General features: G+C 68.0%; 16 protein-coding genes. 7 read left to right on the top strand and 9 right to left on the bottom strand.

The window, feature by feature from the left end:
- Positions 1-118: 118 nt before the first annotated feature.
- Positions 119-250 carry a hypothetical protein gene (locus tag LL648_RS44690; RefSeq protein WP_255687471.1) on the bottom strand — a complete coding sequence of 44 codons (132 nt, stop codon included), beginning with the start codon at positions 248-250 and terminating at the stop codon, positions 119-121.
- A 33-nt stretch (positions 251-283) separates the two neighbouring features.
- On the opposite strand from LL648_RS44690, the gene LL648_RS40660 reads away from it, so the two are divergent.
- From LL648_RS40660 to LL648_RS40645, 4 genes are all read left to right on the top strand, one after another.
- A complete protein-coding gene (locus LL648_RS40660; protein WP_232668311.1) occupies positions 284-1,189 on the top strand; it encodes an AfsR/SARP family transcriptional regulator in 906 nt (301 codons plus the stop codon).
- A 505-nt stretch (positions 1,190-1,694) separates the two neighbouring features.
- Positions 1,695-2,165, top strand: a complete 471-nt coding sequence (locus tag LL648_RS40655; RefSeq protein ID WP_232668310.1) for a hypothetical protein — start codon at positions 1,695-1,697, stop codon at positions 2,163-2,165.
- A gap of 175 nt (positions 2,166-2,340) precedes the next feature.
- Positions 2,341-3,246, top strand: a complete 906-nt coding sequence (locus LL648_RS40650; RefSeq protein WP_232668309.1) for a hypothetical protein — start codon at positions 2,341-2,343, stop codon at positions 3,244-3,246.
- Positions 3,247-3,865: 619 nt separating this feature from the next.
- The gene (locus LL648_RS40645; RefSeq protein WP_308190456.1) at positions 3,866-4,336 is read left to right on the top strand and encodes a histone-like nucleoid-structuring protein Lsr2; all 471 of its coding nucleotides are present in this window, start codon (positions 3,866-3,868) and stop codon (positions 4,334-4,336) included.
- A gap of 16 nt (positions 4,337-4,352) precedes the next feature.
- Here the strand turns inward: LL648_RS40645 and LL648_RS40640 are convergent, their stop codons facing one another.
- From LL648_RS40640 to LL648_RS40610, 7 genes are all read right to left on the bottom strand, one after another.
- Positions 4,353-5,309 carry a C40 family peptidase gene (locus LL648_RS40640; protein WP_232668308.1) on the bottom strand — a complete coding sequence of 319 codons (957 nt, stop codon included), beginning with the start codon at positions 5,307-5,309 and terminating at the stop codon, positions 4,353-4,355.
- Positions 5,306-6,412: a replication-relaxation family protein gene (locus tag LL648_RS40635; protein WP_255687476.1), complete on the bottom strand. Its 1,107-nt coding sequence runs from the start codon at positions 6,410-6,412 to the stop codon at positions 5,306-5,308. The genes LL648_RS40640 and LL648_RS40635 overlap by 4 nt, the downstream gene beginning before the upstream one ends.
- Before the next feature lie 128 nt (positions 6,413-6,540).
- Complete coding sequence (locus LL648_RS40630) at positions 6,541-9,159, bottom strand: type IV secretion system DNA-binding domain-containing protein (RefSeq protein WP_232668306.1); 2,619 nt, start codon at positions 9,157-9,159, stop codon at positions 6,541-6,543.
- Complete coding sequence (locus LL648_RS40625) at positions 9,156-11,090, bottom strand: VirB4 family type IV secretion system protein (protein ID WP_441344313.1); 1,935 nt, start codon at positions 11,088-11,090, stop codon at positions 9,156-9,158. The genes LL648_RS40630 and LL648_RS40625 overlap by 4 nt, the downstream gene beginning before the upstream one ends.
- 5 nt (positions 11,091-11,095) lie before the next feature.
- Positions 11,096-12,256 carry a PrgI family protein gene (locus LL648_RS40620; protein WP_232668304.1) on the bottom strand — a complete coding sequence of 387 codons (1,161 nt, stop codon included), beginning with the start codon at positions 12,254-12,256 and terminating at the stop codon, positions 11,096-11,098.
- The gene (locus LL648_RS40615; RefSeq protein ID WP_232668303.1) at positions 12,253-14,007 is read right to left on the bottom strand and encodes a hypothetical protein; all 1,755 of its coding nucleotides are present in this window, start codon (positions 14,005-14,007) and stop codon (positions 12,253-12,255) included. The genes LL648_RS40620 and LL648_RS40615 overlap by 4 nt, the downstream gene beginning before the upstream one ends.
- A gap of 259 nt (positions 14,008-14,266) precedes the next feature.
- Entirely contained in the window at positions 14,267-14,650 is a 384-nt protein-coding gene (locus tag LL648_RS40610; RefSeq protein ID WP_232668302.1) for a pilin, read from the bottom strand.
- A 1,641-nt stretch (positions 14,651-16,291) separates the two neighbouring features.
- Here LL648_RS40610 and LL648_RS40605 point away from each other — a divergent pair.
- Genes LL648_RS40605 through LL648_RS45925 form a run of 3 tightly spaced genes read left to right on the top strand, consistent with a single transcriptional unit; the run spans position 16,292 to position 18,311 of the window.
- On the top strand, positions 16,292-17,077 hold the full coding sequence (locus LL648_RS40605; protein ID WP_232668301.1) for a hypothetical protein: 786 nt from the start codon (positions 16,292-16,294) through the stop codon (positions 17,075-17,077).
- A complete protein-coding gene (locus LL648_RS40600; protein ID WP_232668300.1) occupies positions 17,074-18,018 on the top strand; it encodes a TRM11 family SAM-dependent methyltransferase in 945 nt (314 codons plus the stop codon). Before LL648_RS40605 ends, LL648_RS40600 begins: the two co-directional genes overlap by 4 nt.
- Before the next feature lie 5 nt (positions 18,019-18,023).
- The gene (locus LL648_RS45925) at positions 18,024-18,311 is read left to right on the top strand and encodes a helix-turn-helix domain-containing protein (protein WP_374112187.1); all 288 of its coding nucleotides are present in this window, start codon (positions 18,024-18,026) and stop codon (positions 18,309-18,311) included.
- A 920-nt stretch (positions 18,312-19,231) separates the two neighbouring features.
- Here the strand turns inward: LL648_RS45925 and LL648_RS40595 are convergent.
- Complete coding sequence (locus LL648_RS40595; RefSeq protein WP_232668299.1) at positions 19,232-20,371, bottom strand: Fic family protein; 1,140 nt, start codon at positions 20,369-20,371, stop codon at positions 19,232-19,234.
- Positions 20,372-20,810 lie beyond the last annotated feature (439 nt).

Raw genomic sequence — 20,810 nt, 5'->3', positions numbered from 1 at the left:
TCAAAGACTGGACTGATCTCCAGCAAGTCGCATAATCGAAACAAATTCAAGCGGTCCGAAATTTGCGTAGCAGATCAGAACGATCTACGTCCGTGGCGACGGGACCGTCGTCACCTGCTCACCCGGCGTCACGCCGCTCGAAGGAAGCCGGCTCGCGGTCGTCGACCTGGTCACCACCCTCGAACTGCTCGACCTCGCCCAGCACGCCAGCGACAACCAACCCGACGACCTCGCCTCGAAGCCGCATCACCACCCAGCACCCGCACCGACGACCGACACCCCAATGGGCAGCGAGACGCCTCAGGAACCACGCCAGGTGCGCACACCATGGGCGTTGCTGCTCCTGGGTCGGCCGACGCTCCTGCTCCGACCCGCCGAGGGCGACAGCGGCGGAGGAGAGAAGGAGCCGGGGGATGTAACGGCCCTGCTCACCGGCCGCATGCTGGAATTGCTGATCTTCCTCGCCCTCCATCCGCACGGGGCTCGCCGCGACGCCGTCGTCGCCGCACTGTGGCCCGACACCAACCGCCGTCGCCCGGCCAACAACCTCTCGGCCATCATCACCCGCCTCCGCAGCGCCCTCCGCAACCACGCCCTCGGCAACCGGGGCGCCCACTGCAGTGACGCCGGTGACGACCTTCCCGACATCGTGACCATCGAGGGCGAGACCTACCGCATCAACCCCGACACCGTCACCGTCGACTACTGGAACTTCCTTGCCGCCACCGCAGACCCACCTCGCCACCAGAACCCCAGCGCCGACGCCAGCCGCCCCACGACCGAGCTGACCGACGAATCACTCGACACCCTGCGCACCGCTCACGACCTCTACCGCGGCCCCCTCGCCGACGGCATCGGCACCGAATGGATCCTCGCCATCCGCGAAGCCACCCGCCGCACATTCCTCACCACCAGCGCACATCTTGTCCGCCACTACGCCACCATCCAACCCGAAACCGCGCTGCACCTCCTCGAAACCACCACCCGCCGCGACGACGTCAACGAAAAGCTCTACCACGACATCATCGCCCTCCAGCTGCGAATGGGAGACAATGTAGGAGCCGACAACACACTCCGCCTCCTGATGGCGCTACTCTCAGATATCGGACAATCGCCCAGCCCGGCCACCGCGGACTTCGCACGCCTTATCCACGAAGAACTCGCCAAGCCGCCGCATCCTGTCTCCTGACACTTCGCCGCAAGGACCACGAACAGCGCACCACCACAGGAACCAACAGGGGAACCGATAGGACCGCCGTCAAGGGAGCCGCCCAGACCCCGCCCCCATTGCAGTCAGAAGCCGCAGGTCACACCACACTTGCAGGTGCCGATCGCAACCCCGACTGAGCCTGCAGGGCCCAACAAACTAACTAACTCCGGCCGTACTGTGATGCTGACAGCTGGCAGGCAGGGCTGTTGCCGATGAAACGCAGAGTATGCGCTGTCCGTTTATTCAATCGATGGCGTGCAGGTTATGTCGATCCTTCATCCTTGAATAGCTTCAGGACCATTCGAGTTCGACCATCTTCACGTCTGGTCGATGGATTGAATGCGCGGATGCCGGGGTTGGAATCGAGCGCTGAGCCCGACTGGTCAAATATCGGACAATGCCTTGCGGGTGGGCCAGTGCAGAGCTATTATTAGCTAGTCAATTCGACGAGACTTCGACCTCTGTTCCGATTGGAGATCGTGCCATGTCCATCGCAGATAACGCCGCGAAAGCCTTGGAGAGTCACCGCAGGCATTCCAACGACGTCTTCGGCACCGATCTGTACCGGCGTCGAGTGCAAGCGGCGATCGGTCGGGACGTCACGGCCATGCTGGGCGTCCACCCTGCCGACGTCGTCGTCACCACCGACCCGCGGCGCGCCTACGCCGGCTACGCCTGGCACCACATTGTCGTCTGCAATCCCGACAGCCCAGCCCGCACCTTGCGGTTCATCCCGGATCCCGTCGACCTGTCCCTGTTCCACCTGCTCGGGGAATGTTCAGCGTGCGCCGGCGAGGTACCCGTGGCGCTGATCGCCACCCTTGCCGACCTCGGACGGTACCTGGAACAGGTGGCGGGTGACCACGTGCCGCCACACCCTGAGTTCTTTGGCGACGCCGGACACAGTCTGCGCTGCCGCTTCAAAGTCCACCCGGCTCCCGTCGCAAGCGTGTGATCCAGCGCGTGAACGAAAGTCCCAGGCTGAGGTCAGCACGAGTTGCTTGACCTCTGCGTCCGACAGAGCGCTCATACATGACGAGGCCGCCACCCATGGCAGCGCGCGCCAGACGACCTCGCCGCCCCCGGGGGCATGACGTCCACAACCACCTCATCCACACCGAGGAACCGTCATGCCGAACACCGCACCGCCACCCACCAACAACCCCACCGCCGACGCCACGTCTGACGACCTGACCCGCACCGGCGGCAACCCATGTCGAGAAGGAGCGGACGGGCGTCGAGGACGCAGCGACGCCATCCGCGACCGACTCTGGGCAGCGCTACGCCGCAACCCCGGCCGCACCGCCGCCGAACTCGCCACTCACGCCGGAATCGGCGCATCCACCGCCAGCAAAATCCTCGCCACCTGGTACGCAGACGGCAGCGCCGTCAGCACACCGGGCGACACACCGCGAGCGGCCCGCACCTGGACAGCTGCACCATCGACCTTGCCATCCCTGCCCGATGGCAGTGCGATGTCCTCGCGAGGCACCATGCCAGTAGCAACCACCACTGTGGATCCGTCGGACCAGCACGCGGCACTGGCTGCCGGCTCGGATCAGGGTGATGACGCGACCATCGGTCGTCCAGGCTGTGTTCCGGCCCAGTTGGACGACTCAGGCGCCGACACGAACGCGGGCACCGGCCATGACACATCGGCGGAGCCCACCCGTGTCCCGCGCAGGTCGGTCACTGCCTCGTTCGGTGCAACAGCCAGCAGCACAACGGCGACGGCAAGAAGGTCGAACCCGAACCGTTCTGGCTCGGTCCGGCTACAGGCCGGGGAGCTACGCGGAATGATCGAGGACTACCTGCTCGACCACCCCGGCGAATACAGCCCGGTCGACATCGGCAACAAGCTCCGCCGCTCACCCGGCGCGATCGCCAACGCCCTCGAACGCCTCGTCGACACCGGAACGGTAGACCGCACATCCGACAAACCACGGCGCTACCGGCACACCGAAGCCGAGGCGCCAGGCGCCATCGACACCGACGTCGATGATGCCGACGCAGACATCGACCGCGAGCGGTCGTAATGCCGCGGCCTTTGCACCATGCCGGGAGAACGGCCACTCCCGCATTCCGGACGGCGCCGCCTTCACATCAAGCAGCTGGAGGCGCGCGTCCGAGGTCGTTCACGGGCGGCACCACACGATGGCCGACGAGATCTGGGTTCAAACCGACAGCGAGCTGGATGTGTTCGTGCAGATCGTCGGAACCACTGCCCACTTCGGGCGCCGAGACACTGCGACGGGAAGACGGCTCGATCACTGTGGTTGCGATCGAGCCAGCCGAGTCCGCTGTCCTGTTCGGGCACCCGACCGGTGCGCACAAGATCGATGGAGTCGGCACCGGCTTCAGCATACCGCTGTGGCACGACGAAGTGGCGACGTGATCAAGCTCGTGTCCACTGATGCGACGACGACCATGGCGGTATGGCCTCCTTAGTAGGAATGGCTGTTCGCTGGCGCATCCACAGGGGCCAACGTCGTCGCGCCGAACGGCTCCCACCCGGGTTTGAGCACCGACACAGTGATGCGTGACACGCGGATGAAGTACTTGAGTAAGCGAGCATGGGTAGGGTGGGTGCTCGCCACAAGAACCATGGCGGCGGCGTCCGAGACGCGCCGGTGCCGTTGACGTTGCCCTATTCGAGTGTTGCGATTCGACAATGAGATGGGCTTGTTCTATGGTCAGAGCCACTTCAGCGCTCTGCGCGCCACCATTGACTACGCGCAGAGCCTCGCAGCTGTCCGTATGGGCGGCACCATCCATCATGTGAGGACGGAAGACCACATGGCTACCCAGACGACGGTCACATTGGTGGACGATCTCGATGGAGGCGTCGCTGATGGACAGGTCGATTTCGCGATCGACGGCCGACAGTATGCGATCGACCTCTCCGAGAAGAATAGCGCTCGGCTGCGTGAAGCGCTCGCCCCGTTCATCGCAGCTGCGCGTCGCACCGGAGGTCGCCGCGCCACAGGTTCGGCCGCATCCCGCCCGGCGACGGACCGGGAGCAGAACCAGGCGATCCGTGCATGGGCGAAGAGCCAGGGCCTGAACGTGTCAGAGCGTGGACGCATCTCCACGGACATCCTGGATGCCTTCCAGAAGGCGCACTGACAGCACCGTGGTTGTCCTAGTCCGGCGGACTTTCAGTGCCGCTGCGACTGACCGGTCGGCTCGCGGCCAAGAAGTCAGGGAATGCGCTCGCTTCGCCAATGGTGACGGTCGCGCCAGCATGGGGTGCATGAACCATCAGGGTGGCTTGTCCGGTGGCGATTCCAACGTGATGGACCCCCGCAGGTGTGCCGAAAAACAGCAGGTCCCCGGCTGCGAGAGGTGCGCCGGGCGGTAGGAGCGGGCCGGTGTTGTATTGGGTTTGCGCGGTGCGGGGCAAGGTGATTCCGGCTGCGGCGTAAGCGGCGGTGGTGAGGCCGGAACAGTCGAACCCGGCCTCACCGGCAGCAGGTCCGTCGCCGCCCCACAGATAGGGCTGCCCGATGTGGCTGTGGGCGTAGGCGAGCGCGGCATAAGCGGCGGTTCCGGCATCGCGTTGCGGGACGGGTGCCCGGTAGATGTCGGCTTGGGCGAGGACCTGGTCGACGTAGCTGCTGTCGTGGTTGTAGGTGAACAGTGCTGTGCGTAGGTCGCCGTTGTGGGCGCCGGAGTCGCACAGGTACGCGGCGGCGGCGTGTACGGCGTCGCTGGGGTTGTAGCGAGACGGCGGTGTCGCACCACCCGATGGTGGCGGATGGCGGGCGACGACGTCGGCGAAGGTCGCGGCGAGGAACTGCATCGGACCGCCAGCACCTGCTGGGTTTTCGCCGCTGCTGACCCCGGGTAGTGGGGATCGGCCGTGGTCGGTTTCGACCTTCCCGACGGCGGCGAGCACAGCCCAGTCGAGACCGGGGCAGGTCGCCGCTGCCGCGTGGTAGAGCTGCGCCATCGACGGTGGGATGTCTTCGAGGGCCGTCGTGCTGGGAACACCGCCGATGACGCTGCGGACGGCGGAACTGAGCGCGACCAGCCCGACCGCCACCAGCAGGACGACGACTCCGACCACGGCGGCGAGGATGAGCACGACGCGGCTCATGTCGGCGTTCGACGTACAGGTGTGGATGATGGCCAGCGCACACGGTGGGTGACGGCAGGGTTGAACGTGGCGGGGTCAGGCGGCAGCGGATCGGGTGCCTCGAGCTGGACGGTCCGGGACGTGCGGGTCGGGATGGACTCGATGAACTCGTGGAACGAGGCGCGTGGGGCGGCCCATCGTCGAGCCAGCTCGGACATGCTGCTGCGATGTTCTCCGGCCGCTTGCCTCGCCGGGTGGAGCGAGTCGAGCGGTTGCCAGATGTGCTCGTCCTGGGCTGGCACGGTCGATGGCGCATGGCCGTCGCCGGTGCCGTTGCCATCTAGCTGCTCTGTGCTCGGGGAAGGTGACGCGGTCGCGATCCGGATCTGGTGGGGCTGGTCGAGGCCGCGCAGGGCGTGTGTGAGGTGCTCGCGGGCGTGGGCTTCGCGACGACGCCCGGGCAGCCAGATCAGGATGGTGACCGCGTCGGGGTTCCCGCCGGACGTGGTGACGGTCCTGGTGGGGAGCGCGGCGGCGAGGTGGGAGTAGCTGTCGAGCTTGGCCGCGAGACGCGGCAGGGATTCGGTGCCGAAGTCGAGTTCGAGGAACCATTCGAAACTCTGCTCGCTCGCCGACGTTCCGGATGCGGCTGCGACAGCGCCATGGGCGGCATGGGGGGTGTGCGCGGCGTGGGCGGTCAGGTGGATGCGGCCATACGCGTCGGGCCGGACGAGGTCGCCGATGTGACGGTTGCAGCGCTGCTCGGACCACCACGCCGCCAGCCGCGCCGCTGTGCTGTGTCGGCTGGCGGCGATGAGATGGGTGAACTGTCCATTAATGGCGATGGTGTGGGCGAGGGTGTGGCGGTGGGCGATGGCGAGGACGTCGTCGCGGCGGTAGCCGAGCTCGCGCAGACTGATTCCTTCCTCGGCGGCGAGCACGGCTGCGCCGGCGGCGCCCAGGACGTAGTGCATGGGTGCTGAGCCGCTGCGCAGCAGCGGCTGGAAGCGGTCGACGATGTCCCAGTCGTGCAGCTCGAGCAGGCGTTGCCGGGCGGAGCGGGCCGAGGGGAAGGCCATGGTGTGGACGTCGGTGCTGGTGAGGACCTGGTGTTCGTGCAGCATCCGGATGAGCCATCGGTCGCGCGGGGTGAGCCGCCGCGCGAGCTGCGCGTAATGGTGGCGGCCCATGCGGGAATGGCGTCGGGGCCGGGTGGTCGGCGCACGGTGCGCGCTTTGTGCGTGGGGTGTCGTCATGGTGGTTGTCCTTGCGAGGAGAGCGGGCGGGATGTCTGCCCGACTGGGACTGCGGTGCGGCGCGTCGGGCGATACGGGGGTGTGCGGCAGCTGGGCAGTGGTCGGGTGTGCAGGGTGAACGCGGCGGTTTCGGCGCCGTCGACGACGAGGCGCGCCGCCGCGGTGAAGGCGTCGAGCCGGCTCAGGTCGTGCTCGTCGAGGCGGGGGTGGGTGTGGCGGGCGAGTTCGCGAGCGTCCTCAGGCCCGACGTTGAAGATGAGCTTGTTGCGGGCATTAGCGGAGATGCCCTCGCGCAGGTCGCGGCCGAGTTGGGCGAGGTTCTGGTGGGCCAGGACCGCGGACAGGCGCAGGCCGCGGGCTTCGGCGAGGACGTCGTCGAGGCTGTGAGCCAAGTTGAGGAAGTTGTGGCATTCGTCGATGACCAGGCTCGCGTCACGCCGGCTCGCGACGGGTTGGATGGCGCGAGCGGTCGCGGCAGCCCAGGTATGGGCGACGATGATCGACCCGACCAGCCGGGTGCCTTCGTCACCGAGAGAGCCTTTCGGGAGGCGGGCGAGCAGGATCCCGCCGTCCAGCACACGGGACAGGTCGACCTGCTCAGCCGCGCCGGTACCAGGGCCGATATCGGGGCCAGGTCCGGTGAGCAGGGTGCGGAGAAACGGACGCAGCAGCATCGCGCGGACTTTGTTCATCAGGGGCGCGGTGACGTGCGCGCGGGCGGAGTCGGACAGCTGCTCGTACCAGTCCCAGAATCCGCGCAGGACCGGGTCGGTGACCGCGCGCAGGTGCCGGCTGCGTATGTCTGGGTCGCTGAGCAGGGTCGGTAGGTCGATCAGGGAGCGGGGTGTGGGTTGAGCGCGCAGGGTGAGGCAGGCGGCGCGCATGACGTCGTCGGTGCGTGGGCCCCAGCTCGCGGCGAACACCCGCTGGAAGATCGTGACGAGGTTCTCCACGACCAGCAAGTCATCCCGCCTATCCGGTCGCGGCGGGTTTAGCGGGTTGAGCCCAGGCAGGGGTCCTTGCCGGTCGGGGTCGATGATCAGGGCCTGCTGGCGTTTCGCGGGTGGGAGATGTGCGAGGACGTCAGTGACCAGGTCACCTTTCGGGTCGATTACGACAACACCGCGCCGCCTGCGGATGTCGGCGAGGATCAGCTGAACCAGCAGAGTCGATTTCCCGGTTCCGGTGGAGCCGACCACATGCAGGTGATGCCGAGCGTCAGGCACGCTCACCCCGACCGCCCGCCCCCGCCTGCCGGACCCGATGCTGCCGGCGGCGACAGGAGTGGCATCGCCCAACGGTTTGACCTCAGGCCCGGGTCGCGGGACATCGGGTGGTGGAGGGACGGAGCGCGCACGGGCTTGGAGCAGGTTCGGCACCGGCCCGGTGGGGAGGGCAGCGATCGCGGCCAGCTCGGTGGTCGACAGCAGGTCCCCGCGTCCGAGGCGCCGGGTCACGACGGCGTGGACGGGCCGGCGCAGGCGATGGCGGCGGTAGAAGTTGTGTCCGGTGAACGCAGCGAAAGTGCTCGTCAGGGCTTGGGCGTTCCCTCGAGCATGACCCCGCGCCCGGGCGAGCGCTTCGCGGTAGGCGACCGGTGCATCACTTACATCACCGCCGACATCACCGCCATCGCTACCGCCGATGTCAGTGTCGCGGGCGGTGTTGATGTCGACGGGTGTGGTGACGGCGTAGCGGACGAGGGTTTCGAACGCGGCGCCGTGCGCCTTCGCGACAGCGGCGCGGTCGCTGCTGGAGAGCTCCAACCGGGCCCGCGGATCACCCGCCGAGAAGGAGCCGATGGATGCGCCGCGGGCAACCGGTGCTTTGCCGCGGACACGGCCGGGGGAGAGCAACATGAGGGCCTCGTGGGCGAGCGCGGCGAGGATGCGGCCGGCGAGGTCCAGCACCCGGCCGATTCCGGGGCGTCCAGAGCGGCCGGCTCGGCGCGCTGGCACCGGCCGGGCCAGGACCTGCACGATCACCTGGCCAGCACCAGCCGCCGTCGCTGCGGTCGGACCGGCCGGGGTAGTCGCGGTGAGGAGCGCGGCGATGGGGTCGCCGGCGACCCCATCGCTGATGGGCAGGGCCGAAGGCCGGGCCAGCCGGAGCACCCCGCCCACGGTGACGAAACGTCGGACAGAGCTCCGATCGTGGTTGTCGGACGTGGGTGGTCGCTGTAGCGGTGGAGCGAGAGCGGTGCGAGTGGTCGCCCCAGGCCAGGCGGCCGCGAGGGAGCGTTCGATCATTCCGGGTGGGATCGGGCCGGGCACCCAGACCCGAATTGTCGCGGCGGCCGGGGTGATGACGTACTCGAAGCTCAGGTGCGGCTGCCCCCACACCAGCCGCTTCCAGCGCGGACGCAGCAGTCCTGCGACGGTGCCCCACCACGCCTTCGCGGCATCTGCTGGAACATCGGGTGGGGTGAGCACGGTAACCATCCGCGCGCCGGTGCACAGCCAACGATGTCGAGCCCGCCGCACCGCTACCCGCAACGCTGTTCCCACCAGCAGCGCGACAGTCACGGCGGCGCCACCGGCGGGCGTGCTCACCGCGCCCGCGATGACGTGCAACCACGCGGTAACCACCGAAAGGTCGATTACGGGGCTGGTCATGCCGGCCCCAGATCCACCAACGCGGACCTGGCAGACGGCGCGTCGTCGGTCCAGCCACCGTCGGCATCGGGGTCGTCGAGGCTATGGGTGTGGGTGGCGAGCTCGGCGGGATCGGTGGTGATCAAGCGATGTTCGGCGTCGGCGGCGATGGCGTGGAAAGCGACGCGGTGCCGGCCGGCGCAGAGCAGAGCGTGGCCCTTGTCTGCGGAGAGCAGCAGGTCGCGTTCTCCGTCGGTGAGGTTGAAGGTGTCGACGGCGGTGTCGATGGCTTGCGGTGCTTGGCGCAGCAGGATCTGGGTGGCGGCGTTGGTGATGAGCGCTTTCCCGGCGTCGGAGGCGAGCACGTCGCTGGTGTCTTGGGTGGCGATGGTCAATCCGACCCAGTGTTTGCGGCCGGCCTTGACTGCACGCAGCAGGAACTGCGCGCCGGCGGGCTGTTGCATGAGCAGCCACGCTTCATCGACCACGATCATCCGCGGCCACCGGTCGTCGGGGTTGGTGGCGCGGGACCAGATCGCGTCCAGCACGAGCAGTGTCCCGACTGCCCGCAACTCCTCCGGCAGTTCCCGCAGTGACCAGACCACTAGATGCGCATCGGGCTGAGTGCTGGTGGGCGCGGCGAAAGGTTCGGCGAACGAACCCTCGGTGAACGGGTGCAGCATCGCGGCCAGTCGGGTCGCTGCCGCCGCGGCCGACGCCCCCGCACCGGCCGGTGTGTCGCCGCTGCTGAGCCCGGGGTCGTTGAGCGCGGGGTTGTTCAGGGTGGCTCGGAGGTCGGTGAGCAGGGGTGCGGGGCGGGTCCAGGAGGCCGGGTCAGGGGTGATGCCGGCGTGGCGGTAGGTGGTGGTGATCGCGGTGTCGAGGACGGCGCGCTCGATCGCGGTCACCGGTTCACCGAGCAATACGGCGAGGAAGGTGTGCAGGAACAGGGTGCGTCGGGCCAAGGCGTCGCGCGGGGCGGTGATCCGCCCGTTCCGGACGCTGAGGGGCAGGTCGAACGGGTTGATGTGCACCCCTGGTGCGCCGGGGCGGATGACGGCGCCGCCGACCGCGTCGGCGAGGCGCCGGTATTCGTCCTCGGGGTCGATGACATGTGCTTCGACCCCGCGATAGAGCGACCGCAGCAGCTCGAGTTTCACCAGGTAGCTTTTGCCGGCGCCGGAGCGGCCCAGGACGACGGCGTTGTAGTTGTCGCAACCGAACCGATCCCAGAACACCAGAGAGGGACTGGCGAGGTTGTGCCCGTAGAGCACGCCGCCCGGCGACACCCCCGCTCCTACCCGGCCCCGGTTGTGGGTGGGGAGCTCGGCGGAGGCGAACGGAAAGGCCGCGGCGAGGGCGTCGGTGTCGAACGTGCGGGTTTGGTGCAGGCGTTCCAGCCCGAGTGGGAGGCCGGTGATCCAGCCGTTGGCGGCGCGGAACGCGGTGGGTCGGGCGTCGATCAGCAGGCTCGCGGCCAGCGCCCGGACCTCGTCGACGCGTCGAGCGAGGTCGCGCTCGTCGTCCCCGTAGACGGTCAGGGACAGCCCGACCTGGAACAGCTTTCCTTCGCCGCGGGCGAGGCGGTGGAACAGGCTGTAGGCGTCCTCGGTGGCGGCGTCGTCGTGAGGGTCGAGCAGACGTCCGTGTTCGGCGTCGGATCGCCGTGCGGACTCCAGCTGCGCCAGGCGTCGGCGCAGCCGACCCGCCGCGACAGTCGGGTCGACCAGCTCGACATGCATCGACACGTCGAGCCGGCCGGGGTAGGAGGTGAGCGGTTCGAGCCAGCCGGCGTGGACTTCCCGCGGATACCCGGTCACGACCAATGTCGAGACCCACCGCTGCAGTCCCACCCGCACATGCCGCGCCCCCACCGTCAACGGCGCCACCGCAAACCCACCATCACCACGGGTATCGACCGGTACGAGGGGCTTGCGCAACCGGGCTCGCATCTGGGTCATCGCGGCCACCGTGACGCCGCACGGACGGGCTGAGCCGGCGGATGGCCCTGCCACGGGTCTGGTCCCCAGCCGTCGTCCGCCTCCTGCTCGTCCCGGTCTGCGCCCACGGCGCTTCGGGCATCGACGTGGACCTCGTCGTGGTCGTGGTTACCGCTGGTGACGGGTTGGTGGGTGGCCGGTTCGTCGCCGGTTGGTAGTGGGTCGGGATTGCAGGTGTCGATCAGTAGCGCGCGGGCGTCGTTTCCGTCGAGCGGAAGAACAGTGATGCCGAGCGGGCTGAGCAGGCCGGCTGCGTCGTGTAGCCGGCGCACCAGCCGCTGCTCCACCGCGCGGGTCGACGTGCCGCCGCGCGATGCCCGGTGGGGTTCGCGCAGCACGAGCAGGACTTGGCGTGACAGGAGTGGGGCGTCGTCGCCGCGGTGGGCCAGCTGCGCGAGGTGGGCCAGGTGTGCTCGTGCGGCCTGGGCGAGAGCGGGATGGGGCAGGGCCGCGGCTTGGGTGTGCAGGGCTCGTAGGTGCGCGGTCAGGTCCAGCGGGACGGCGCGGATGAGGATCTGGATCGGGCCGGTGAGCGAGTGCAGGTATCGGCCGAACCCGGCCACCAACCCGTCCTGCTCGGCCGGCGAGCTCAACTCGAATGGCACCGTCGACACGGACGCGATCACCACAACACCGTCGGCGCCCAGGTCGACGACGCCGACCGGCCGCCCACCCAACACGACCTCGTCGCTCTGCCCCACCGACCGGACCGGCAGCGACCGTCCCGGTGCACCGGCGACAGCTGCCTGGTAGGTGCGCGCAGACTGGTCGGTCTGTTCGGCGAGCCACCCCGGAAGCTGATCTTCACTGTCGTTGTGGTCTGGGTGGGCGCGCGGGCGTCGGATGCGGTGTGCGATGCCGTGGCGGACCGCGGCGCAAACCAGCCGATCCAGGGTCAGCCCGTCACGGCTTCCGACGATGATCGTGAACCCGAACGCTGCCACCGGCAGCGCCGCGGCGAGGAACACCGGTGTGGCGATGTGTGTGCCCAACGCCGTCCACACGAGATAGAGACCGCCGGCGAGCGCAGTGAGCAGCGCTGCCTGGCGTGCGGTGAACGGGCCGATAATGCGATCGGGCCGGTTGATGTCGGATGGGATCTGAACAGGACGAGTCATCGCGGATCTCCATGGGGGCGGCGCGCAGAGGGGGACGGCGGCGACCGCGGTGCGACACGGCTCGCAATTGGAGGACCAACCGGGCCGCGCGGCCGCATCGGAAGGTCGGGATGCTCCAACGGCAACGGCAGTTGGCGGCCCTGCGTCGTCGGCCGCGACCGTGGCGTCGGCCGATTGGCAGGCGGCTGCGCAGCAGGCGCTGAGCTTTGGCGGCGGGGCCGGCTGGGTAGGCCCTCCAACGGCAGCGGGTACTGGCCGCTGCGCAACGGCCTGTTGCCCCTGAACGGATCCAACGGCAGCTCAAGCTGCCGACCCGCAGGGTGCCGCCTTGGCTGTGAGCGCTGCCCTGGCGGTCGGTGCCTCGGCGGCGAAGCGCTTGCGCGGCGAGTGCTGGGCGGCGTTGAGCTAGGCGGTGCTGATCGGGCGAGGGTGAACGGCAAACGGTACTGGCCGCCGCTGCCCAGGATCGGCCGGTTCTCCGGCCAATCACCGTCGCTCAACGGCAGCGAAAGCTGCCGCCCACGAGACAGACGTGCCTCCTGCTGGCGTGGATGGGCCGTGCTCGCGTGCGGCGTAGTAGCCGGCGGGGTGGGGTTGGGGCGGCGGCGACGGGTGAGGCCAGAGAGAGGGAGTAGCAGCTGCCCGTCTCGGGTCTGCTGAACATGGGAGTACGGATCGGTGGGGCCGGGGCGCGGGCCTCGGCCACTGCCGACGCGGGTTCCTCCTGCCCCGCCGCCGGGTCGTCTGCCGACGTGGCTGTGCGTGGATCTGCGGGTCGATCTGCCTGGGGCGGCGCCGCGGGCATTGATCAATCCGAGGGATTTGTAGGACAGGTATCCGCGGGCGAGCGAGCTCACCAACGAGGGACCGGAACTGATCTTGCTCGTCGACATCAGCCAGAACGGAATCTTGATGAGGATGAAGAACAGGGCCAACACGACCAGCAAGGTGACGAGGCTGCGGCTGAGCTTGTCTCCGAAGGTCTCCAGCGGGTTGCCCGGTGTGAGCAGGACCCGCAGCGCGGTGACGAGGGTGAGGCTCTGCAGCAGCTGGATGGCCAGACACGCTCCGAAGCTGCGCCACCACCAGCGGGCCATTCCGTCGGTGTGGGGCAGTGCATGGAACATCAACACGACCGGCGCGCCCGCGATGAGGATGATCGTGAACGCCACTCGCACGATGTAGGTCAGCAGAAGCACCACGAGCGCAACGCAGATCGCCAACCCGATCAACGGAATGAAGATCACTCCGTCGCCGCTGGCCAGCGCAGAGGTGATCATCTGACCGAGCGCTGCCGCCCGATCCGCACCCTGATCCGCGGCCACCCCGGAGTTGAGGATCGCTGCAGTGGCAGCGTTGACCAGAGAGATCGCGGTGCTCGCGATGATCATCGAAAGCGCGCCGGCGAGGAACCCGAACACGATCCGCGGCGCGATCTCCCGAATGCTGTAGCGGGTCTGCACCGTCTCGTAGCCCATGATCACAATCCCGGCAGCCATCACCAGCAGGCCGTAGGCGAGGAGCACCAGCTGCCACGACCCGGTCCACAACTCGACCAGCGCCGGTAGATCCCTCGGATCGGGAGTCGAGAGCAACGAGTCCGACAGCACCCGCAGCAACGCGTTGAGCCCCTCGGTCACCACCGAACCGATGAACGCGTTGATCGAGTTCGAGACACACCCACCGAGGTCCAGCAGATTGCAATCCGCCGCCCCAGCTCCAGCTCCAGGGCCGGGTGCCAGGCCGGGCATGGTCGTACCGCCTGGGCCGGGTGTTCCCGGCACAACACCGGAATCTGGAGGACTCGGTGTCGGTGCGTCAGCGGTCGGGGGCACTGGAGGTGGCGGCTGACGCTCAGAATTGTCCGTCGGGCCTGCCAGCGCGACAGGCAACACCGAGAGACCCACTGGTGTCCGGGCCGACAACGGCGGCACGAGCACGAACACGGCAACGGCAATGAGGACCGCCCAGATTCGCGCTGCAACGAGCGATCGGATTGGTGGGGACATGTCACGCCCCGACGATCCCTTTGAGCACCTCGACCAACAGCGGTGCGAGCAATGCGAATGCGTAGCCGAACGCAGCCGACCGCAGCGCAGCCCGGGCCCGTTCCACCTCACCCGGATCACCGCCGGCGATCAGATAGCGAGCCCCACCGATCGTCAGGAACACTGTCGCGAGGCCGGCGGACAGCCCGATGATCCAGTTGCGGATGTTGGTCAGCACCTGATCGACGGACTCCGCAATCGCCAACACCACAACCTGTGTCGCCTCGGCATGCGCGACACGCGGATCCGCGACGACCAGACCTGCCGCGCAGATCAACGCCAGCGCGGCGACCTCCCCAATCCGCCGTCGCCCGAGCAAGCCGGGACCGCTCGGTGAGGGCGTCATCGCCGGTCTCCATCGCGACACGACGGCAGGTTCGACCGCCGCCCAGACCCAGACCCAGACCCGGACCCAGACCCAGACCCAGACCGCTCTACGCGAAGGTCGTGTCGCCGGGTGCACCGAGAAACTCGCCGTCGGGAAGGCCGTCGAGAGCGCCGTCGACTCGACGTCACGTCGCCGGACTGCTCGGCAGACGGGACCACCGACGTCGGGGTCGCCGACGCCGGGTGTGGTCGTCGTCGATGTCGCTGCGGTGGCCGAACCGGCTGGCGTGCCGGGGATGGGGCCTGTGAGCGGGCCGGTGCCGGGACGCGTGGAAGGGATGCTTGTTCGGCGCCGGTGGTGTCGTCGCGCAGGTAGGCCTTCAACTTGCGCTCAGCGCGGACCCGCGCGGCCCGTACCTCACGCACGTGCTGCCCGCGCGCCGCGGCGACGTCGGCCAGCTGGATCGGCTCAAGGCGGGTCGAGCCGATCAGCGACGCCTCGTAGCGGGTCAACGCGCCGGCGGCGACAGCGCGAGCAAGGACGAGGTCTGGATGCTGCGCGATCGGCGGGGGAGGAGTAGAGGCGAACAGCTTCGGCCGCGGAATCGGTGCTCTGCGAATCTCCCGCACCGCCGCCGCACCGGCCTCGTGCGCCGCCGACAACAACCGTGACAAGACTCGCGGTTGGGAAACGTTCACCCGCGCCAGCTCGGCGAGGAACCCTGACAGCACCGCGCTCTGCACATCGGCGTCGACCTCGGTCGGTACTGATCCCGCGCGCGACCTCATCGATCCGGCAACAGTCGGTCGGGTCCGCCGTGGACGGTCAGCCGTCAGTGGGCGGGACAACCGGTCGGCCAGCTGCACCAGAGCGGCGTGCGCGCAGCCGACACATGCCACCGTCCACGCGCTGCCCTCGGCGCGGGCATGTCGAACCAGATGGGCCCACACTGCGTCGCGTCGGGCGGGTCGGCATCGGCGATCACGCAACCGATCTCGCACCTCATCGACCCGCACCATCCGGCCCGGAAGCCCGCGGACGGTGCGGCCATCCAGAGACAGCGGCTCGGGACCTGTCACCAGCCATTCGAATGCCGCCCGAGCTTGATCCAGCGGCGCGCCCAACACCGCCGCGACCGGTATCTGCAACCCGTTGTCCATCTGACTCGACCTCCGTCGCGTTTCGCGATACGCACCAGTGCGACATAGGAAGTCACGACCCTGATGACAAGCCGATGATGTAATCGGCGCCTCCGGCGAGTAGGTCGTTGCGATATTCCCGGCTGCAGCCCTCTCGATGAATTCGCACCAAAGAGAACGGTGTGCAGGGCCGGAGGGTCAGTGAGAGGTCAGAGGGTCAGGACGGTCGGTCATCAAGGCTCTGACCTGCGATGACATGCCGTGCATCGGCCGTCATCCGCTGCTGTCATCGAGGTGTCAGCACCGTGTCACCGCTTATGTGAGGCACTAACGCTGCCTGTCAACCGACAGGGCTGCTACACATGTTTTGAGGAGTGACTCAATGCGTCCACCTATACGTCGACCAGGTCGAGGACCCAACTCCAAACCTGGCAGCAAGAGACCAGCAACGCCACAGTCGGCGCGAAACTCGCGCAGCCGCCCGCCGAACAGCTCGCCGTGCACGATCTGGGCGCCATCGTTGGCGATCACGCATCCGCACTGGCAGGCCTGGCTGACCTCAGCCCTGCACGACAGCTTCCTTCCACACGGCGAAATTGCCATCGACCTCACCCCGCAGGTGACACCGACCGAGACCGACAACACGCCCAAGCACGCCGGTCCGAACACCATCGGCGACGTCCAACGCCAGCGGACTTTCGACTGCCCTCCCACCGCGTCCGAGCACCGCGACCTGGAACCACCGCAAGCGCCCTGCGCGGCCATCGTCGACCGGCCGACCAACCGGGACGGTGCAGCGTTGGCGATCGTCAACCTGGACGCCAGGGTCGCTGATCGTCGGCTTGGCCGGGTGGCATCTCACGCGCTGCGAGCTGGTGGGATCCTCGCCGTGCTCAGCCACCCCTTCACGACCGGCACCGTCACGACCGGCACCGTCACGGCCGGCGACGCACCAGAGACCGGACTCGCCGACGTGCCCGATCAGAACGCCCGAACGCATCGGTCATTCATCGACCCGATGGGAAGCGCGGTCACCTCCGCTGAGCACGCCGGACTGATCTACCTCCAACACATCGTCATCCCCACGAGCCCGCTCGCCCCGCCGGACGCCAGTGACATTGCCCGCAGTACGGGTCAGTCGCAGGGTGAACCGAGTACGGCCCTCGCTCACATCGACCTTCTGGTGTTCTGCAAACCAGATGATTGCCGCCGCGACGCCGCCCTATCGCCCCCGCATTCCGAGTCCGGCCCCGCCGAAAGCCGCCCAGCAGCCCTGATCGGCGTAGTAAGCGGAGACGAGCGATGACCGCGCCGGCTGCGCAGAACCGTCGAGACGCCGCCCGCAGCGCGATCGGCGCGATCTGGCCCACCGCCCAGCACAGCCCCGCCTCGCAACGGCGCGAGCGCTACGTCGCCGAGTCCATGGCGCACCCGGCGAAGATGCTACCCGCCGTCGCCGCTGAAGCCATCCGCCGCTACACCGCATCCGGCGACCTCGTGCTCGACCCCATGTGCGGTATCGGCACCACCCTCGTCGAAGCCACGCACCTTGGTCGACGCGCGATCGGCATCGAGTACGAGCCCCGCTGGGCAGACATCGCCCGCGCCAACCTCAATCACGCCGGCGCCACGTCCAGCGCCGTCATCGCCGGCGACGCTCGCCAACTCGACCAGCTGCTGCCTGCCGAGTTCCATAAGCAGGTCGCTTTGGTCTTGACCTCCCCGCCGTATGGGCACGCCACCCATGGTCGTGTCAGCACCCATCCCGACGGAGTCCGCAAGAGCGACTACCGCTACACCACCTACCAGGGCGGGTATGGCCGCGGGAATCTCGCCTACGTCGGAAACGACCGCCTGCTCGACGGGTTCACCCGCATCCTCACCAACACCCACCGCCTGCTTCGACCGGGTGGGCATGTCGTCATTACCGTGCGCCCCTGGCGCGACCACATCGAACTCATCGACGGGCCTTCTCGCATCGCAGCCTGCGCCCAGGCAGCTGGTCTCACGCTCGTCGACCGCTGCGTGGCGTTGCTCGGTCGCATCACCGACACCGGCGACTACATCCCGCGACCGTCGTTCTTCCACCGCGACTTCATCACCCGCCAACGGGCCCGCGGCGTTCCGCTGCACCTGGTCGCACACGAAGACGTTCTCATCTTCCGCCTCGAACAAGAGCAACGCCCGTGCCGGCAAGAAGGCCTGAGCCTGCACGAACGCACACAGACAGCAACACCCAATAGGTGAGCACGATGAACACCTCCGCTGGTCAGCCTCCTTCCAGGGATGCCTCGAGCGGTGATGAGTTGTTGCCGCTGTACACGCCGGCCGAGGCCGCGCACGTGCTCAAAGTGCGGGAGTCATGGCTGCGGCGTCGCGCCGCCGCCCGCGCCGTGCCCTGCACCTTCCTGGGTCGACATCTGCGGTTCTCCCGAGCGGACGTGGCCGCAATCGCCGCGTCGGCAGCGGAGCCGGTCCGCCGCAGCCTGCCCCGCCGCAGCCCGACCCACCGTATTTCGAGCCGCGGATCCCGACGATGACGGCTCTACGAAGCGGCACGGGATGCGTGCTGGATCTCTGCGTGGAGTCGAGCGTTCATAGACCCCATGCAACGCAGCAGACCTGCCCGGTACGCGCCGGAACCGGGCACGGGCAGCGATTGTCGAGAGCTGTCGCGTTGCTTGCTGTCATCGCCGGACTTGTCCTCTGTTATTTCGAAGATGGCGTGTGCATGCCCCGGCGTAGCGGCCACTCGCTGCGTCGGCCGAGGGGCGGATGACCGTCGCGCTGGCTGCACGTCGCCGGCGCTGGCGAGGTCGCCTGGGTGCGCAGGTCGACGCGTAGCTGTCGGAACACGGTCGGGCTGCTCCTGACCCCGATCCCGACCTGGTCGATCATCACGAGCCCGCGAGAGGATTCGCTGCAGGCCATCTCCGATTCGCACTGATGTGCGGCTAAGGCCGCGCAACGTACTCCTGGCGCGGTATGAAGGTGTGGCGCACGTCGACGAACCGCCGCGCGGACCTGCCGATCCGCGTGCTGGCTGACCTCCTCGGTCTCCCCGCCGAGGAGGTCAGCCAGCTCTACGACTAGACGAACCGGATGCTCCACCCGGGCGATCACCGCGACCACGTTTCCGCAGTTTCGGGAACCGTCGCCTGCACACGGCGAATGGCCGAGCAGAAACGTGCCGACCCCGGTGACGGCGTCTGGAGCCTGACCGCCACCGCCGAGGTCGACGGCGAGTGTCTCAGTGCCGATGCGCTCGACGGTTCGCGCATCTGCTGATCGTAGGCAACGAGACGTGCCGGAACTTGCTCTCCGGATTCGTCTGGGTGCTCTGAATGCACCCCGTCCAAGAGGGAACTGCTGCGGCATGGCTCGACACTGCTTCCCTCCGCGATCGATCCGTGCGCCTCGGGTCGCGAACCGGCGTGGCGCGGCGATGTGCCTGAACGTGCTATCCGAACGGGTCGGGCTCGTCGCGCACGCGTCTCCCGGCGCGCACGCTCTCGCGGATCTCGATGAGCTTGGGACGGGCGACGTAGAAGCGCCCGCGCCGCTGGCCGCGGGGTTCCAACAGGTCGGCCTCCACGAGCACTCGGAGATCTCTGGTGGCTGTGGCGACGGTTATCTCCTCTGGCGTGTCGACGAAGTACGACCGGTACGTTGCGTTTCGGACGCGGAGCCCGAGGATGGCGTCGAAGATCGCCTGGCTCATCCGGTCGGGCAGTGAGCCGGATTCCAGGATCCGCTCGATCTCGTTCCAGATCCGTTCGCTCTCTTGGATCCGCCGGAGCATCGTCGTCGCCTGGCGCAGGTGTGCGACAAGGGTGAAGCGCACCCAGGGGCGGGTGTCGCGCGCAGGTTGGTAGGAGCCGCCGCCCACCGTGCCGAGCACGTTGTAGTAGGCCTGGGTGTTCCGGCCGAGGTACTCCTCGATGCTCATGAAGACCGGGCCCTGTATGCCGAGTCTGGCGAGGACCAGGCTCTGCAGGCACCGCGCCATCCGCCCATTGCCGTCTCGGAACGGGTGAATCATCGTGAGGTTCAGGTGCGCCATCGCGGCTTCGATGACCGGCGAACCGGCGGGGCTGCCGTTGAGGTGGTCGACAAGCTCGCCCATCAGCTTCGGCACTTGGTCGACCTCGGCGCCTTCATACACGATCTCGCCGCTCTCGTCGTTGCGGATGTAGATGCTGCCTGCCCTCCAGCGGCCCGGGCGGTTCTTGAGGCTGTAGCCCGTCATCATGAAGTGCAGGGCCTTGAGGAGTTGCTCGTTGTACTCGAAGTCGGGCTCCTCAGTCAGCTGGAGGACGTAGGTCATCGCCTCGCGGTAGCCGCGCAGCGCAAGCGCCGTCTCCTCGCCGACGTCCAGCGGCTCCTCACCGGCTGCGACGTCGACCGCGTCATCGATCCCGGCCTCATAGCCCTCAATACTGTTGGATCCTTGGATCGCGCGGGCGAACGAGAGTCGGCGCAGCGAGCCGTACCACCTGCGTGGATCGCGCAGCTGCGACTTCAGGCGGTCGCGGAGATCGTCGATCTGGCCCAGGACGTCTCGTTCGAGCGGGTCCAGCTCAGGCGGGGTAAACAGCATGTCAGTTATCTCGTGTCAAATCAACATCGTGTTGGTTGACGAGCACCTCCATGCAAGATAATAACCAACATGTCAGTGGTTTCCAACTAACATGCTGGCTCGCGTCGTCTCATGGGCGTGTGGTTGGAGGGCGCCGCGTCATGGCCATACGGCTCCTTGGATCGCTTCAGGGGAGTCTGGGGACTGGTGTGTTCGCGGGGTTGCCGGGCGTGGGAAGTTGACGCGCGCGAGGTGGCGACGTGCTTGGAGTCCCACCGACTTGACCTTCGCCGCCGCCGCGTCGACGGTCAGCTCCCCGACGTCGAGCCCATCGAGGCGCTACGTTCCGCTGGATTCGCGGCGCGCTGGGCTCGGTGCGCTGATCGGCACCGGGCCGCGACGCGGGAGGGTGGCAGTAGCGATTCCGGCCGGGCTGGTGGCGCTTGGTTGGTCCGTCGTG

This window comes from Pseudonocardia sp. TRM90224 (assembly GCF_021245725.1).
Classification (GTDB): domain Bacteria; phylum Actinomycetota; class Actinomycetes; order Mycobacteriales; family Pseudonocardiaceae; genus Pseudonocardia.
This window is presented reverse-complemented; position numbering and strand designations above follow the sequence as displayed.

What these genes read in the sequence shown, in the direction of transcription:
- LL648_RS40635 (WP_255687476.1), bottom strand. Translation starts at nt 6,412, where the DNA reads ATGCTGCACGAACACCAGGTCCTCACCAGCACCGACGTCCACACCATG.
- LL648_RS40600 (WP_232668300.1), top strand. Translation starts at nt 17,074, where the DNA reads ATGACCGCGCCGGCTGCGCAGAACCGTCGAGACGCCGCCCGCAGCGCG.
- LL648_RS45925 (WP_374112187.1), top strand. Translation starts at nt 18,024, where the DNA reads ATGAACACCTCCGCTGGTCAGCCTCCTTCCAGGGATGCCTCGAGCGGT.
- LL648_RS40595 (WP_232668299.1), bottom strand. Translation starts at nt 20,371, where the DNA reads ATGCTGTTTACCCCGCCTGAGCTGGACCCGCTCGAACGAGACGTCCTG.
- LL648_RS40610 (WP_232668302.1), bottom strand. Translation starts at nt 14,650, where the DNA reads ATGACGCCCTCACCGAGCGGTCCCGGCTTGCTCGGGCGACGGCGGATT.
- LL648_RS40630 (WP_232668306.1), bottom strand. Translation starts at nt 9,159, where the DNA reads ATGACCAGCCCCGTAATCGACCTTTCGGTGGTTACCGCGTGGTTGCAC.
- LL648_RS40615 (WP_232668303.1), bottom strand. Translation starts at nt 14,007, where the DNA reads ATGCCCGGCCTGGCACCCGGCCCTGGAGCTGGAGCTGGGGCGGCGGAT.
- LL648_RS40625 (WP_441344313.1), bottom strand. Translation starts at nt 11,090, where the DNA reads ATGCGAGCCCGGTTGCGCAAGCCCCTCGTACCGGTCGATACCCGTGGT.
- LL648_RS40620 (WP_232668304.1), bottom strand. Translation starts at nt 12,256, where the DNA reads ATGACTCGTCCTGTTCAGATCCCATCCGACATCAACCGGCCCGATCGC.
- LL648_RS40660 (WP_232668311.1), top strand. Translation starts at nt 284, where the DNA reads ATGGGCAGCGAGACGCCTCAGGAACCACGCCAGGTGCGCACACCATGG.
- LL648_RS40640 (WP_232668308.1), bottom strand. Translation starts at nt 5,309, where the DNA reads ATGAGCCGCGTCGTGCTCATCCTCGCCGCCGTGGTCGGAGTCGTCGTC.
- LL648_RS40655 (WP_232668310.1), top strand. Translation starts at nt 1,695, where the DNA reads ATGTCCATCGCAGATAACGCCGCGAAAGCCTTGGAGAGTCACCGCAGG.
- LL648_RS40650 (WP_232668309.1), top strand. Translation starts at nt 2,341, where the DNA reads ATGCCGAACACCGCACCGCCACCCACCAACAACCCCACCGCCGACGCC.